Origin of the sequence: Bacillus sp. FSL K6-0073 (genome assembly GCF_038006085.1) — a bacterium.
In the GTDB taxonomy this organism is placed as follows: Bacteria; Bacillota; Bacilli; order Bacillales; family Bacillaceae_G; genus Bacillus_A; species Bacillus_A cereus.
This window is the reverse complement of record NZ_JBBOUN010000001.1, coordinates 2,160,430-2,174,331: the sequence shown is the minus strand read 5'-3', so window position 1 is coordinate 2,174,331 and position 13,902 is coordinate 2,160,430. Positions and strand designations below refer to the sequence as shown.

The window sequence follows — 13,902 nt, the reverse complement described above, 5'->3', positions numbered from 1 at the left end:
GGTGGTAGGCATCATCATGAAGGAGGAATAAACATGTTCTATAATAATCAACCGCCTTATCCAAGGCAACCATTGTATCCTCAACAACAAGAACAGAGATACACAGAACAATACGAAGAACAAGAGTTACAACAGCAAGAGCCACAATATGACGAAAACCCATATGCAACAAAGCAAAACCTAGAAACTGAATTTCAACAAAATCCATATGACACACGTCCAAATTATGAATATCCTCAAAATCCATATGCAGCACCACAAAATCAAGAACAGCGATATCCTCAAAATCCATATGTAATACCACAAAACCAAGAACAACAATATCAACAAAATCCATATGCAGTACCACAAAACCAAGAACAACAATATCCTCAAAATCCATATGTAGCACCACAAAACCAAGAACAACAATATCCTCAAAATCCATATGTAGCACCACAAAACCCATACACAACTCAACCACAACAACCGCAATACCAACAACAAATGTATCAACCAAACTACGACGCACGTGTCTCACCACCTAAACCACCAACAATAGATCCAACTCAACCACAAATTTTACCGCCTGGACCAACACTAGACATTACACAACCACAAATATTGCCACCTGGACCAATTACTGAACCAACACAACAACAAATTCAACAAGTTGTCGGTACACAGTTTTTACCTTTCAAGAAACCCGTACTAGATTTCGTAAAACCATGGGTAGATTACGGTTTAAATGAAGCAAAACATACATCACATGAACACGCATTAACAGAAGTTGCTGCGATTATGTTTTTAGTTGGTAAAGGCTTCAATCCGACGATTGCACATTATATCGTTGAATCTTGGGAGAAGAATGAGCAGTTTTAGGGTTGTTTATTTGATAAAATATAAAAAACACAAAAGTGCCAAACCCCTTATACCACAAGGGTTTTGGCACTTTTTAATATCTAAAACAAATTTTATTGAAATAATTATTTTTATAGATTTTCATACTTTTTTATATAGTACGTGAACATATACAGTACAAAAATACACCTTTGTATACACATTTTTAGAAACATCCTACGTTTATCAAACAATAACCAAAAGACGTACCTGCAACCTCATCATATAAATAATAGATATTAAAAAGAGGACACTATAAGCGCCCTCTTCCTTAGGTTTTAAATATGTTCTCCATGATCCATAAACACTTCAATTGCTTCGTTTTGTGGTATGTCTTTTACATTAGTAAGACCAAAAGTAAAAACAGCGGATAACATCATCATTAATAAGATTGCTTTTTTCATTTTAGCGCCCTTCTTTCTATGCTCTTTTTGTCTGCATCTAAAGCGATGTGCAAATACTTGCTTGCTTTTCTGTGATTTTCTGAACCATAGAATATTTCACCTAAAAGAGAAGCATATTCTTTTACCCAATCATATAATTCTTCTTTTTCAAAATACGAAATACCTTCTATAACCACATTTTCTAATTCTTCTTGCGGTACATAGTTATGTACTGCTTTTAAAATTCGGAAATGATGACGGTAACATAAGTCGCTAATCTTATAGCCATTCTCAATATATTCATTAGCGATATGACTATAACCTAACTTAAAATGTTCTCTTGCTAAAAGAAACATAGTTTTAGCGTTATTTTCTAATGAATCCTCTAAGTGTTTAATTGCTAACTCTGGCATGTTTTGACTTGCGTATAAAAGTCCTAAATTATGCTTAACTCGTTTAATAAGAAGTTCATCATTAGATTTTTGGAAGGTACCTAGTGCTGAAAGTAAATATTCCTCTGCACTTTCGAATTCATTTAGTCGAATGTGTGCCATTCCTAAAGTATTTAAGCATGCTGCAGTTTTTAATTCATACCCTGGACTAATTGAAAATACTTCATTCGCCTTTGTAGCAAATTGAACTGCTAAGATCGGTTTTAATACGTGATAGTAATGGACTGCAAGCCAATAATTAAATTCAGCTTTTTCAATTTCATCATGCATGTACTCTAAAAACGTTTCAGCTTTTTCAAATTGCATTCTTGCTTCACTATGGTTTGCTTTATTAATAGCGTAAATTGCTTTAAATAAATGATGATAGTACTCTAAAAATGTTTCTGTAGACTCTGGTAAAGGCTCGATTTTGTCCAGAATATCTTTTGTACTATCCATATCCCGAATTAGCAGTTTATACCGTGCATTCAATAAAGCGTAGTAGACTAATATTGTTTGGTCTTCCTTAATATTATTGATTTTATTTGCAATATCCTCTTTTATTTTCTGAGACTGTAATACACGTTGTGAAATCATAGCTTGATACCAGTCGTTTAATAATTTTGTGATTTCTTCTTTAGAAATAATGTCAACACTCATCTACTTCTACCCCCTTTTGTTAAATGTTACCACAGTATGTTTGTTTATATAAATGATTTTTCGAATATTCCAACTTGATAAACTTTTTTTGGAGTACCGCCAGCATTTTAGAAAAAACCCACGCTAAGAGTATGCAAGATTTTATACAGTTTTTCGGCTTATTCACTAACAAATGAGAACCTTAAAACCCACGACAAAATAGGAATGTATAAGAAGCGAATAAAGTGATAGAAAAGAAAAAGAGGATTCCTTATGAGGATAAGGAATCCTCTTTTTTCTTGCTACCGATAATGAGACATTATGTTAACAAAATATGTATAAATTATATAAATCTTAAAATATAAATATTTTTATATCGTTCTAAAAGGCAATATAAAATTAGTTCATTCAAGAAGAATCATTTATATCTCTTATTCTTCATAAAAATCGTGTCGTTTTTTATAAATGCCATTTTTCCCACTCATGCATTTACTAACTATGATAAAAATTTTTTAATGTTTAGTGAAAAAAAACGGAAAGATCTTATACCAGATAATTTTTTAAGTGCCCCTGCATTAGATCCAAATTTGATTGGTCCTACATTCCCACCTATTCCTTCTTTTACTTTGCCAACAGGATCTACAGGACCTACAGGGCCTACGGGAGACACCGGACCGACAGGACCAACCGCAACAATCTGTATTAGAACTGACCCCGATAATGGATGTTCTGTAGCAGAAGGAAGTGGGACCGTTGCAAGCGGGTTTGCCTCTCATGCGGAGGCATGTAACACCCAGGCGATCGGGGACTGTTCCCATGCCGAAGGACAATTCGCAACAGCAAGTGGAACTGCCTCCCATGCCGAAGGATTTCAAACAACAGCAAGCGGATTTGCCTCCCATACTGAAGGATCCGGTACAACAGCAGATGCAAATTTTTCCCACACCGAAGGAATTAATACCATTGTAGATGTACTTCATCCAGGTTCTCATATTATGGGGAAAAATGGAACTACACGATCTTCTTTTTCTTGGCATTTGGCAAATGGTCTTGCTGTTGGACCATCCTTAAATTCCGCTGTAATTGAAGGGGTAACAGGAAATCTTTATCTCGACGGTGTTGTAATATCTCCTAATGCTGCGGACTATGCAGAAATGTTTGAAACTATTGATGGAAACTTGATTGATGTCGGATATTTTGTGACTTTATACGGGGAAAAAATTCGAAAAGCAAATGCAAACGATGATTACATTCTAGGGGTAGTGAGTGCAACACCAGCTATGATTGCAGATGCAAGTGATTTACGTTGGCACAATCTCTTCGTAAGAGATGAATGGGGCAGAACTCAATATCATGAAGTTGTTGTACCAGAAAAAAAGATGGCGATGGAAGAGTAATTCATCCCTCCTTTACAAAAAGCGAACCTATATTAAACCCTGAGTGGGACTCTTCACAGGAGTATATCTCGCGGCTGCAAAGACCTGAAGGGGTTCCTGTAGGTCTTGTTGGAAAACTTCTGGTTCGTGATGATGGTACCTGTCAAGTAGATGGTTATTGTAAGTCCAATGATGAGGGGATTGCTACAACATCAATTAAAGGATATCGAGTAATGAAGCGTACAGGACCAAATCAAATTATGATTTTAGTTCGTTAAAAGATAAGCAATCATATAACATATTAAATTGATACCCTTCACTTCCAATAACGCTTATTATTTATTTCTTAGCGTACAAAATTCGCGTTTTGTTGGTGGTACCCCATCGCTATCAAGCTAATAAAAAGAAATGCCCCCTAAAATGAAAAAATACGCTATTCTTTCTGTAGAATCATAGGAAAGGATGGCGTTTTTTATGTCTGTTTCTGTGTCTAACGAATTACAACTATTTGCTCAAGAGATTCAAAGTGCCCTATCTCCAAATGCCTTACGAGATATTGCTAGAGATGTTGGCTTTGTACAACGAACCAGTAAGTACCAAGCAAAAGATTTAGTAGCTTTATGTGTATGGGTGAGCCAAAATGTAGCTATGACTTCTTTAACTCAGTTATCTAGCTGTTTAGAAGCATCAACAGAAGTACTCATCAGTCCTGAGGGACTGAATCAACGGTTTAATAAGGCGGCCGTCCAACTTTTACAACACCTACTAGCCGAACTACTAAGCAAAAAATTGGCCGCATCTATGCCGATTTCTTCTCCATACACTTCTGTTTTCAAGCGTATTCGTATTTTAGATTCAACTGCATTTCAACTCCCGGATATATTTTCATCGGTTTATCCTGGTGCGGGAGGATGCAGCCATACAGCGGGAGTAAAGATACAGCTTGAGTATGATTTATTAAGTGGACAATTCCTTCATATTCATACAGGTCCAGGTAAACAACATGATCGAACCTACGGTTCCCTGTGTGCCCCAACTGTAACAGCGAATGATTTATGTATCCGAGATTTAGGTTATTTTCATTTGAAAGATCTTCAACATATACAAGATAAAAAGGCCTATTATATCTCACGTATTAAATCGAATACACGTATTTATCAAAAAAATCCAAACCCTGATTATTTTCAAGATGGCAGAATTAAGAAGGGTACAGAGTATATCCAAATAGATATGGAGGTTTTAATGAACTCTCTTCAGCCAGGACAAACATATGAAATATCCAACGCTTATGTAGGAATGACTGATAAAGTACCAACTCGTGTGATTGTTCATCGACTAACAAAAGAACAACAACAAAAACGATTACACGATCAAACGGTAAGAGAAAAAAAGAAAGGAATGAAGTATTCTGCTCGTAGTAAACGACTTAGCGGTATCAATGTATATATGACAAATACCCCTATAGATATTGTCCCAATGGGACAAGTACATGATTGGTATTCTTTACGTTGGCAAATCGAGATTTTATTTAAAACATGGAAATCATTCTTTCATATTCATCATTGTAAAAAGATAAAACGAGAACGATTGGAATGCCATTTGTATGGGCAACTGATTGCCATTCTACTTTGTTCTTCTACCATGTTTCAAATGCGGCAATTACTTCTTATGAAAAAGAAACGAGAACTGAGTGAATATAAGGCCATATATATGATTAAAGACTATTTCCTTCTTCTATTCCAAACTATACAAAAAAACACCCAAGAGCTATCAAAGGTATTACTTCGCCTGTTCAATCTCCTACAGCAAAACGGGCGAAAATTCCATAGGTATGAGAAGAAAACAGTTTTTGATATATTAGGTGTCGTTTATAATTGTACTATGTCGGACAATCAAGCCGCTTAATTCAAAAAAGTGAAACCCGTTAGGGTTTATTTCGTATGCAAATCTTTCAATCACCTACACTTGCCCTTTAGAAAAAGGAACAATCTCGCCTAAAATTGACTTTGTATAAGCTTAGCTTGATAGCGATGTGGTGGTACCCCATGCCCATCAAGCTAACAGTGAGAAATCCTAGCTACACCTTGGTTTTTGTACTGTGACTAATGAGTTTTGGAAAAATAAACATGCCAAATAAACCTATGAAAATGTGATTTTTCTGCTAGGCAACTTGTCTTTTATTCACCGTCGTTTCATAGACAACACCAAGAATATCGAAGACGGTCATTTTTTTATACCGATGACATTTACGACCATTCTTTTTAAGCGATTGATAGAGGCGATGCAGAATCGCCGAGAGTTCATCTGTGTCAATTGCCATTGCTTGGAACAGTAACGGAAAGTAATCCTTAATCATATAAATTGCTTTGTATTCGCTTAGTTCTTGCTTCTGCTTTCCGAGTAGAAACTGTCGCATTTGAAACATCGTAGAGGAACAGATGAGAATGCCAATGAGTTGGCCATACAAATGGCATTCAAGACGTTCTTTTTTGATGCCCTTACACTCATCAATTTCAAAGAACGACTTCCATGTTTTAAACAAAATCTCTATTTGCCAACGCAGTGAATACAAGGAATGCACATAGTTAGTCGGTACTTCTTCTGGCGATGTGTTCGTAATATATACATTCATGCTCATCAAACGCTTACTTTTATCCTTCATGATAATCCCCTTTTTTTCTCACGTATTGCTTGATTTTTCAAACGTGTTTGTGTTTGATCGTCGGTTAAACGATGGATCATGACACGTGCTGGAAGCTTCTGATTTTGCCCAATATATGCCTCGGGGATTTCCATCGTTTCACCAGGGGATAGACTAGCCATCATTTGTGTCATATCAATTTGGATGTATTCTGTTTGTTTTTTTAACGTACCATTGTTGAAGTATTCTGGCTCAGGGTTCTTGATATAAATACGTGTATTCAGCTTCAACCTCGAGATATAGTAAGCCTTTTTATCGTGAATCGCTTGTAAATCACTTAAATCGAAGTAACCGAGATCACGCAAACATAGGTCTCCTTTTTCAACGGTTTCAAGACAAATGGTACCGTATGTTTTATCATTGTTCTTTCCTGGTCCAAGCTGTACGTTTAAAATTTGACCACTGAGTAAATCGTATTCAAGTTGAATCTTCCCCCCCGCAGTATTACTACTTCCGCCTGAGCCTTGATAGTCAATGGCGAAGGTATCTGGTAACTGAAACACCGTTGCATCTAAAATACGAATACGATTGAAAATAGACATCATGTGTGCAGAAAGCGATTGATTGGAACAGAGTTTTTGTGTGAGAAGAGAAGTAAAGACTTCTCGAAGAAATGCGACAGCTGCTGGATTAAAACGTTGATTCAATCCTTCTGGGCTCATTAGTACCCCAGTGGAAGCTTCTAATCGACTGCACAATTGTGTAAGTGATGTGCTAGCAATTTCCTGACTGAGCCATACGCAAAGGGCAATGAGTTCGTTAGCTTGATATTTACTAGATCGCTGTACAAAGCCAACTTGTCTGGCGATGTCTTGTAGGACTACTGGAGATAGAATGCATTGTAATTCTTGTGAGAATAGATGTAATTCTTCAGAAAGTGAGAGGTCCATAAAAAAATGCCATCCTTTCCTATGATTCTACAGAAAGCATAGCGTATTTTTTCATTTTAGGGGGTATTTTGTTTTGTTTGCTTGATAGCGATGGGGTGGGCTCCCTTTTTAACTTAAGGATAATTTATGTCGTATTTGCAATTATTCATTACATAATGCAAATGATTGTTTACATTTTGTCAGTGATCATTTACAATTACAGTAATTGTAAATGAGGAAAGGGAATTTGTGATGCTAGAAAATAGAGTTAGAGAATTACGAGCACGATTTAGATGGACTCAGCAAGACTTGGCTGATGCAATTGGGGTCACAAGGCAAACAATTGGATTAATAGAAAAAGGTGATTATTCTCCATCTGTCACTATGGCGTTAAAAATAGCTGCTGTATTTCAAGTTACCGTAGAAGAGGTTTTTTATTTAAAGGGAGAGGAACGATTATGATAAAACAGGTTTTAAGATCCCCACTCATAGGGGCCAGTATATTTGTGTTGATTATTGCATTTTTACTATTTTCTCTTATGAATACACAAGTCATTTTAGCTAAGTTATGTTTCGGGATTTTAGTGACGGTTACTTTTTTATGGCTCATTCTCACAAGAATTTATAACCGAAAGAATCCTCATGATAAGATCAGGTTATTTGGCTTTATACCATCTGAATTTCGTGAAATAGATGAAGGGCAGCAGTGGGTAACCTATAAGGCTTGTCGAAATGTGTATATTTACTATAGCATTACGCTTCCAGTAACGGCAGGGATTTGCTTCCTCTTTTCTCAACATAATTTTGTTCCGTTATTGTGCATTGGTTTACTAGGTGTAGGTCAATACACTGTCTATTGGTTAACTACTATTCTTATTTTAAATCGTATTTAACAAAGGGGATGAAACAATATGGTGGAGTGGGCTCAAAATGCAGGTGCATTATGGCAATATGTAGTGTTATTTCTTTTAGCTTTTGCCCCATGGATGGATGTATCAATCGTTATACCACTTGGTATCGCATGGGGGTTACAACCAATTGCAGTAGGAGTAACAGCATTTGCAGGAAATCTTATCTTGGTTCTATTACTCGGTTTTTTCTTTAAACAGTATGCCAAATGGCAAGCAGCAAGAAAACTAAAAAAAGGTATAACAACACCTTCTAAAAAAGAAACCCGATCAAGAAAAATATGGGAACGATATGGTATTCCAGGTTTGGCTCTTCTAGCTCCAATTCTCGTAGGGACTGATATTGCAGCCGTATTAGCTTTAACATTTGGATCTAACCGGACACACGTCATAAGTTGGATGACGGTCAGTCTTGCAGTATGGACAGTCATTTTTACAGTTGCTGCAATGTATGGGCTTAGCTTTTTAAATATTATTTAGGATATCATGATGATTTTAGGTAATCTAAAATCGTTCACTACCTAAAAATTATGGAGTGATGAAGTGAGTATAATATCAAGACAAAAGCTTTGACCAAAAACATTTGAACACTCAACTAGCTGTACGATATGGTCATAGTACCGTAGCTCACGAACCTATATGGATAGGGCCACATTAATATCAAGCTAATATTTTGAAGCAGTCCCAAAACAAAAAAATTGTGCATTTTCATCTGGAGATGTCAATTTTCTCGTTTTGGGGTATTTGCTTTTCTTAGCTTGATGGGCATGTGGTGGTACCCCATCGCTATCAAGCTAATAAAAAGAAATGCCCCCTAAAATGAAAAAATACGCTATTCTTTCTGTAGAATCATAGGAAAGGATGGCGTTTTTTATGTCTGTTTCTGTGTCTAACGAATTACAACTATTTGCTCAAGAGATTCAAAGTGCCCTATCTCCAAATGCCTTACGAGATATTGCTAGAGATGTTGGCTTTGTACAACGAACCAGTAAGTACCAAGCAAAAGATTTAGTAGCTTTATGTGTATGGGTGAGCCAAAATGTAGCTATGACTTCTTTAACTCAGTTATCTAGCTGTTTAGAAGCATCAACAGAAGTACTCATCAGTCCTGAGGGACTGAATCAACGGTTTAATAAGGCGGCCGTCCAACTTTTACAACACCTACTAGCCGAACTACTAAGCAAAAAATTGGCCGCATCTATGCCGATTTCTTCTCCATACACTTCTGTTTTCAAGCGTATTCGTATTTTAGATTCAACTGCATTTCAACTCCCGGATATATTTTCATCGGTTTATCCTGGTGCGGGAGGATGCAGCCATACAGCGGGAGTAAAGATACAGCTTGAGTATGATTTATTAAGTGGACAATTCCTTCATATTCATACAGGTCCAGGTAAACAACATGATCGAACCTACGGTTCCCTGTGTGCCCCAACTGTAACAGCGAATGATTTATGTATCCGAGATTTAGGTTATTTTCATTTGAAAGATCTTCAACATATACAAGATAAAAAGGCCTATTATATCTCACGTATTAAATCGAATACACGTATTTATCAAAAAAATCCAAACCCTGATTATTTTCAAGATGGCAGAATTAAGAAGGGTACAGAGTATATCCAAATAGATATGGAGGTTTTAATGAACTCTCTTCAGCCAGGACAAACATATGAAATATCCAACGCTTATGTAGGAATGACTGATAAAGTACCAACTCGTGTGATTGTTCATCGACTAACAAAAGAACAACAACAAAAACGATTACACGATCAAACGGTAAGAGAAAAAAAGAAAGGAATGAAGTATTCTGCTCGTAGTAAACGACTTAGCGGTATCAATGTATATATGACAAATACCCCTATAGATATTGTCCCAATGGGACAAGTACATGATTGGTATTCTTTACGTTGGCAAATCGAGATTTTATTTAAAACATGGAAATCATTCTTTCATATTCATCATTGTAAAAAGATAAAACGAGAACGATTGGAATGCCATTTGTATGGGCAACTGATTGCCATTCTACTTTGTTCTTCTACCATGTTTCAAATGCGGCAATTACTTCTTATGAAAAAGAAACGAGAACTGAGTGAATATAAGGCCATATATATGATTAAAGACTATTTCCTTCTTCTATTCCAAACTATACAAAAAAACACCCAAGAGCTATCAAAGGTATTACTTCGCCTGTTCAATCTCCTACAGCAAAACGGGCGAAAATTCCATAGGTATGAGAAGAAAACAGTTTTTGATATATTAGGTGTCGTTTATAATTGTACTATGTCGGACAATCAAGCCGCTTAATTCAAAAAAGTGAAACCCGTTAGGGTTTATTTCGTATGCAAATCTTTCAATCACCTACACTTGCCCTTTAGAAAAAGGAACAATCTCGCCTAAAATTGACTTTGTATAAGCTTAGCTTGATAGCGATGTGGTGGTACCCCATGCCCATCAAGCTAAGATTTTAAAACACCCCCATAACGAGAATTTTACTTTTTTACAGTTATTTATGAAAATTCCGCTTGTTTTTTTCATTTTTGGGGTGCTAGACCTAAAACTTCAGCAATATGCATAGACTGAAACATCTAGTTCTCACGATATAATTCTCAGCTAAATTCGAAAAAAAGAGCTTGAATTCCCAAGCTCTTTTAAATATTACTTAATAACTTTATAACCACCATTTTTCCTGTGGAATTAAAACTGTTTCAATATCAAAGTTATTCTCAAACCATTCCTTCATCAATGTTTTATGGACCAGATATTCTGATGCAGAATGGGAAACGCCGATTAAAGACATCGAAGTATTAGAAACATAATCCATCATTTGTTTGTATCTTTGTTTACCATATTCGTTATCAATATGGTAATGGATTTCGCCAGTGATATAGGCTTGAACTCCTCTTTTTTCAGCTTCCTCCATCCAACTTACTTTGTCGCCACAACCTGCAACGATAGCTATTTTCTTTACGTTATTTATGTTCTTACCTTCAAAATTAACATATGGAATATCGAATATTTCTTTTAAGTGAGAAGTTAGTTCACTTGTACTCTTTTCTTCAATGTTACAAATTAGAACTAGGTCTTCATTATTTACATAAGAAAATAGTAACTTGTTTTTAACTTAAAAAATAGTCTAAAACCTTAAGGTGACAGAAAGCAATCTAGTTTCTTACAGAATTAAACTAAGGACATTGTTTAACACATGTATTGCTATGATATATGCAAGGGATCTTTTAGAAATAAGATAAGCCACAGTAAATATCACCGAGCCTGGTAAATAAATAGCAAAATCGGAAAGGTTTTGTGAATGAAGAACTGTAAAAATTAGAATGGAAATGATTGATGCAATAGCAGTACCAACATAACTAGAAAATTTATTTACTAATATATGACGAAATATAATTTCCTCGACTATTGGACCTGCAACACCAACTAAAATCAATGCAAATATAAAAGGTACCTCTGAAGCGGCTTGATTAACGGCATCTTGATTCACTGACTGATCTGTATTTACTAGAAATTTCGTAACAAATTTTTCTAGAATTCCCGTAAGTAAAACCACCATAGGAATACTTACTACTTTCAAAATTGTTTTCTCTTTAAAATAAGAAAAACTTTGAATAATTTCTTTCCTATAGAAACTTATACCTATAATAGCAGGTACAATAAAAGCGGCGGCAGTATTGGCAAATTCTGATTCAACTAAATTTACATTAGTTAAAAGTGATACTCCTACTAATATGAGGACGCCAATCTGAAGTATTACAAACATTGTAAAAACTACTAACATAATAAGATCTTTTTTATTCGTTTTTATAAAGTTCACTTTATTATCCCCCTAATTAAATTGCCTAGAATCTTTAATTTTTCTTTCTGCATAAATTTCTCCTTTTAAATATATTCACACATGATTCCGGACCATTCGGTCCGGAATCTAATGATACTATATGTCTCTAATTTTTTAAACCCCTTTTTAAATTGTTAACGATTAGCCTTTTATAAATTGAAGTGAAATTAGGAGTAGTTTAAACCCTTTAGCTCAATATATTTATAAAATTATATATAGAAATAAAATACACATACGTTAAAATTAACTTTATTTTTATATTTTCGACGATTATAGGGGTCCCACCCCATCGCTATCAAGCTAATAAAACAAAATTCCCCCTAAAATGAAAAAATACGCTATTCTTTCTATAGAATCATAGGAAAGGATGGCGTTTTAGTATGAATTTATCGATTTCTGATGAATTAGAATTGTTTTCTAAAGAATTGCAACGATATATGTCACCTGATGCTTTAGAGCAATTAGCTAAAAATGTAGGATTTGTTAAACGAAAAAGTAAATACCGCGCACAAGATTTAGTGGCTCTATGTATTTGGTTAAGTCAAAATATCGCCCATACTTCATTGGTACAATTAAGTAGTCGATTAGAAGCTAACACAGGCATTTCTATGAGTCCAGAAGGACTCAATCAACGTTTTAATTCTCAGGCTGTTCAGTTTTTACAACAACTCTTAGCACATTTACTTCACCAACAATTTTGTTCTTCTAACAAGATTCCAACTTTGTATACAAACTATTTTCGACGTATTCGTGTATTGGATTCTACACATTTTCAAATTCCGGATAAATTCACTTCTATATATCAAGGTTCAGGTGGTAGTGGTCAAAATGCTGGTGTGAAAATTCAACTAGAGTATGATTTACTAAGTGGTCAATTTCTTCATGTTCATGTAGGATCGGGAAAGCACAATGATAAAACGTATGGTTCTACTTGTTTAGCGTCCCTTCAACCGAACGATATATGTATACGTGATTTAGGATACTTCGACCTAAAAGACTTACATACTATAGAAGAGTGTAATGCTTATTTTATTTCAAGATTAAAGCTCAATACACGTATATATCAAAAGAATAATGAGCCTGAATACTTTCAAAATGGAACAATAAAAAAGCACTCTGAGTACATCCAATTAGATATGGAGCAATTCATTGACCAATTACAGTCAGGTGAAACATATGAAATTCCTGAAATTTATATTGGAATGTATCAAAAACTTCCTGCAAGACTCATTCTGTACAAATTAACTGAAACACAAATGAAACGTAGGCAAAAGGATTTAGCATCTAAAGAACATAAGAAGCAAATTACCTATAAAGAACGTAGTAAGAGGCTTAGTGCAATTAACTTTTACATTACAAATATTCCTTTAGAATATCTACCAAAGGAACAAGTATACGATTTTTACTCCTTACGCTGGCAAATTGAACTTATTTTTAAAACATGGAAATCATTTTTTCGTATTCATCACTGTAATTCTGTAAAATTAGAACGACTAGAATGTCACTTATACGGACAATTGATAAGTATCCTTCTTTGTTTCTCCACCATGTTTCAAATGCGCCAATTACTCCTCATCAAGAAGAAACGAGAATTAAGTGAATATAAAGCAATTTATATCATCAAAGATTATTTTCCACTTATTTATCAATCTTTACAAAAAGACACCCAAGAATTAACAAAGATTCTCTTTCGTCTGTTTAATTTCTTACAGAAAAACGGACGAAAATCCCATAGGTATGAGAAGAAAACAGTCTTTGATATCTTAGGCGTCGTATACAACTTTTCTATGTCTCACAGTCATGTAGCGTAATCCAAAAAGCTGAAACCTGATAGGGTTTATTTGGCATGCAAATCTTTAAAGAACTTAC

12 protein-coding genes and 2 pseudogenes are annotated in these 13,902 nt (G+C 35.1%); 9 read left to right on the top strand and 5 right to left on the bottom strand.

Annotation, left to right across the window (positions count from 1 at the left end):
• The first annotated feature begins 33 nt into the window (after positions 1-33).
• Entirely contained in the window at positions 34-861 is an 828-nt protein-coding gene (locus tag MHB52_RS11455; protein WP_000499709.1) for a hypothetical protein, read from the top strand.
• 296 nt (positions 862-1,157) lie between these two features.
• Here MHB52_RS11455 and MHB52_RS11450 read toward each other — a convergent pair whose 3' ends face one another.
• On the bottom strand, positions 1,158-1,283 hold the full coding sequence (locus tag MHB52_RS11450) for a hypothetical protein (RefSeq protein ID WP_000709202.1): 126 nt from the start codon (positions 1,281-1,283) through the stop codon (positions 1,158-1,160).
• Positions 1,280-2,353 carry a response regulator aspartate phosphatase gene (locus MHB52_RS11445; protein WP_000109855.1) on the bottom strand — a complete coding sequence of 358 codons (1,074 nt, stop codon included), beginning with the start codon at positions 2,351-2,353 and terminating at the stop codon, positions 1,280-1,282. The genes MHB52_RS11450 and MHB52_RS11445 overlap by 4 nt, the downstream gene beginning before the upstream one ends.
• 494 nt (positions 2,354-2,847) lie before the next feature.
• Here MHB52_RS11445 and MHB52_RS36800 point away from each other — a divergent pair, with 494 nt between their 5' ends.
• The 3 genes from MHB52_RS36800 (at position 2,848) to MHB52_RS11420 (ending at position 5,613) form a co-directional block, all read left to right on the top strand.
• Positions 2,848-3,729 (top strand): peptidase G2 autoproteolytic cleavage domain-containing protein, encoded by an 882-nt coding sequence (locus MHB52_RS36800; RefSeq protein ID WP_016117717.1) that lies wholly within the window; start codon positions 2,848-2,850, stop codon positions 3,727-3,729.
• A complete protein-coding gene (locus MHB52_RS11425) occupies positions 3,729-3,986 on the top strand; it encodes a peptidase G2 autoproteolytic cleavage domain-containing protein (protein ID WP_080451573.1) in 258 nt (85 codons plus the stop codon). The genes MHB52_RS36800 and MHB52_RS11425 overlap by 1 nt, the downstream gene beginning before the upstream one ends.
• Positions 3,987-4,182: 196 nt before the next feature.
• The gene (locus tag MHB52_RS11420) at positions 4,183-5,613 is read left to right on the top strand and encodes an IS4 family transposase (protein WP_061663672.1); all 1,431 of its coding nucleotides are present in this window, start codon (positions 4,183-4,185) and stop codon (positions 5,611-5,613) included.
• A gap of 256 nt (positions 5,614-5,869) precedes the next feature.
• Here MHB52_RS11420 and MHB52_RS11415 read toward each other — a convergent pair.
• Positions 5,870-7,299 (bottom strand): annotated as a pseudogene (locus MHB52_RS11415) (IS4 family transposase).
• Between the two features lie 228 nt (positions 7,300-7,527).
• On the opposite strand from MHB52_RS11415, the gene MHB52_RS11410 reads away from it, so the two are divergent.
• The 4 genes from MHB52_RS11410 (at position 7,528) to MHB52_RS11395 (ending at position 10,490) form a co-directional block, all read left to right on the top strand.
• A complete protein-coding gene (locus MHB52_RS11410) occupies positions 7,528-7,740 on the top strand; it encodes a helix-turn-helix transcriptional regulator (RefSeq protein ID WP_000979036.1) in 213 nt (70 codons plus the stop codon).
• Positions 7,737-8,171, top strand: a complete 435-nt coding sequence (locus MHB52_RS11405; RefSeq protein ID WP_061663327.1) for a hypothetical protein — start codon at positions 7,737-7,739, stop codon at positions 8,169-8,171. The genes MHB52_RS11410 and MHB52_RS11405 overlap by 4 nt, the downstream gene beginning before the upstream one ends.
• A gap of 18 nt (positions 8,172-8,189) precedes the next feature.
• Positions 8,190-8,666 (top strand): small multi-drug export protein, encoded by a 477-nt coding sequence (locus tag MHB52_RS11400; protein ID WP_000230641.1) that lies wholly within the window; start codon positions 8,190-8,192, stop codon positions 8,664-8,666.
• A 393-nt stretch (positions 8,667-9,059) separates the two neighbouring features.
• Positions 9,060-10,490: an IS4 family transposase gene (locus MHB52_RS11395; RefSeq protein ID WP_061663672.1), complete on the top strand. Its 1,431-nt coding sequence runs from the start codon at positions 9,060-9,062 to the stop codon at positions 10,488-10,490.
• 364 nt (positions 10,491-10,854) lie between these two features.
• On the opposite strand, the pseudogene MHB52_RS11390 reads toward MHB52_RS11395, so the two are convergent.
• A pseudogene (locus tag MHB52_RS11390) lies at positions 10,855-11,271 on the bottom strand (Nif3-like dinuclear metal center hexameric protein); the annotation flags it as partial.
• Between the two features lie 84 nt (positions 11,272-11,355).
• The gene (locus MHB52_RS11385) at positions 11,356-12,012 is read right to left on the bottom strand and encodes a CPBP family intramembrane glutamic endopeptidase (protein WP_061663671.1); all 657 of its coding nucleotides are present in this window, start codon (positions 12,010-12,012) and stop codon (positions 11,356-11,358) included.
• A 401-nt stretch (positions 12,013-12,413) separates the two neighbouring features.
• Here MHB52_RS11385 and MHB52_RS11380 point away from each other — a divergent pair, with 401 nt between their 5' ends.
• The gene (locus tag MHB52_RS11380; RefSeq protein WP_016117711.1) at positions 12,414-13,844 is read left to right on the top strand and encodes an IS4 family transposase; all 1,431 of its coding nucleotides are present in this window, start codon (positions 12,414-12,416) and stop codon (positions 13,842-13,844) included.
• Positions 13,845-13,902 lie beyond the last annotated feature (58 nt).

Bases quoted from the DNA above. Each gene is read 5' to 3' on its own strand.
- MHB52_RS11455 (WP_000499709.1), top strand. From the start codon at position 34: ATGTTCTATAATAATCAACCGCCTTATCCAAGGCAACCATTGTATCCT.
- MHB52_RS11450 (WP_000709202.1), bottom strand. From the start codon at position 1,283: ATGAAAAAAGCAATCTTATTAATGATGATGTTATCCGCTGTTTTTACT.
- MHB52_RS11445 (WP_000109855.1), bottom strand. From the start codon at position 2,353: ATGAGTGTTGACATTATTTCTAAAGAAGAAATCACAAAATTATTAAAC.
- MHB52_RS36800 (WP_016117717.1), top strand. From the start codon at position 2,848: ATGTTTAGTGAAAAAAAACGGAAAGATCTTATACCAGATAATTTTTTA.
- MHB52_RS11420 (WP_061663672.1), top strand. From the start codon at position 4,183: ATGTCTGTTTCTGTGTCTAACGAATTACAACTATTTGCTCAAGAGATT.
- MHB52_RS11405 (WP_061663327.1), top strand. From the start codon at position 7,737: ATGATAAAACAGGTTTTAAGATCCCCACTCATAGGGGCCAGTATATTT.
- MHB52_RS11400 (WP_000230641.1), top strand. From the start codon at position 8,190: ATGGTGGAGTGGGCTCAAAATGCAGGTGCATTATGGCAATATGTAGTG.
- MHB52_RS11395 (WP_061663672.1), top strand. From the start codon at position 9,060: ATGTCTGTTTCTGTGTCTAACGAATTACAACTATTTGCTCAAGAGATT.
- MHB52_RS11380 (WP_016117711.1), top strand. From the start codon at position 12,414: ATGAATTTATCGATTTCTGATGAATTAGAATTGTTTTCTAAAGAATTG.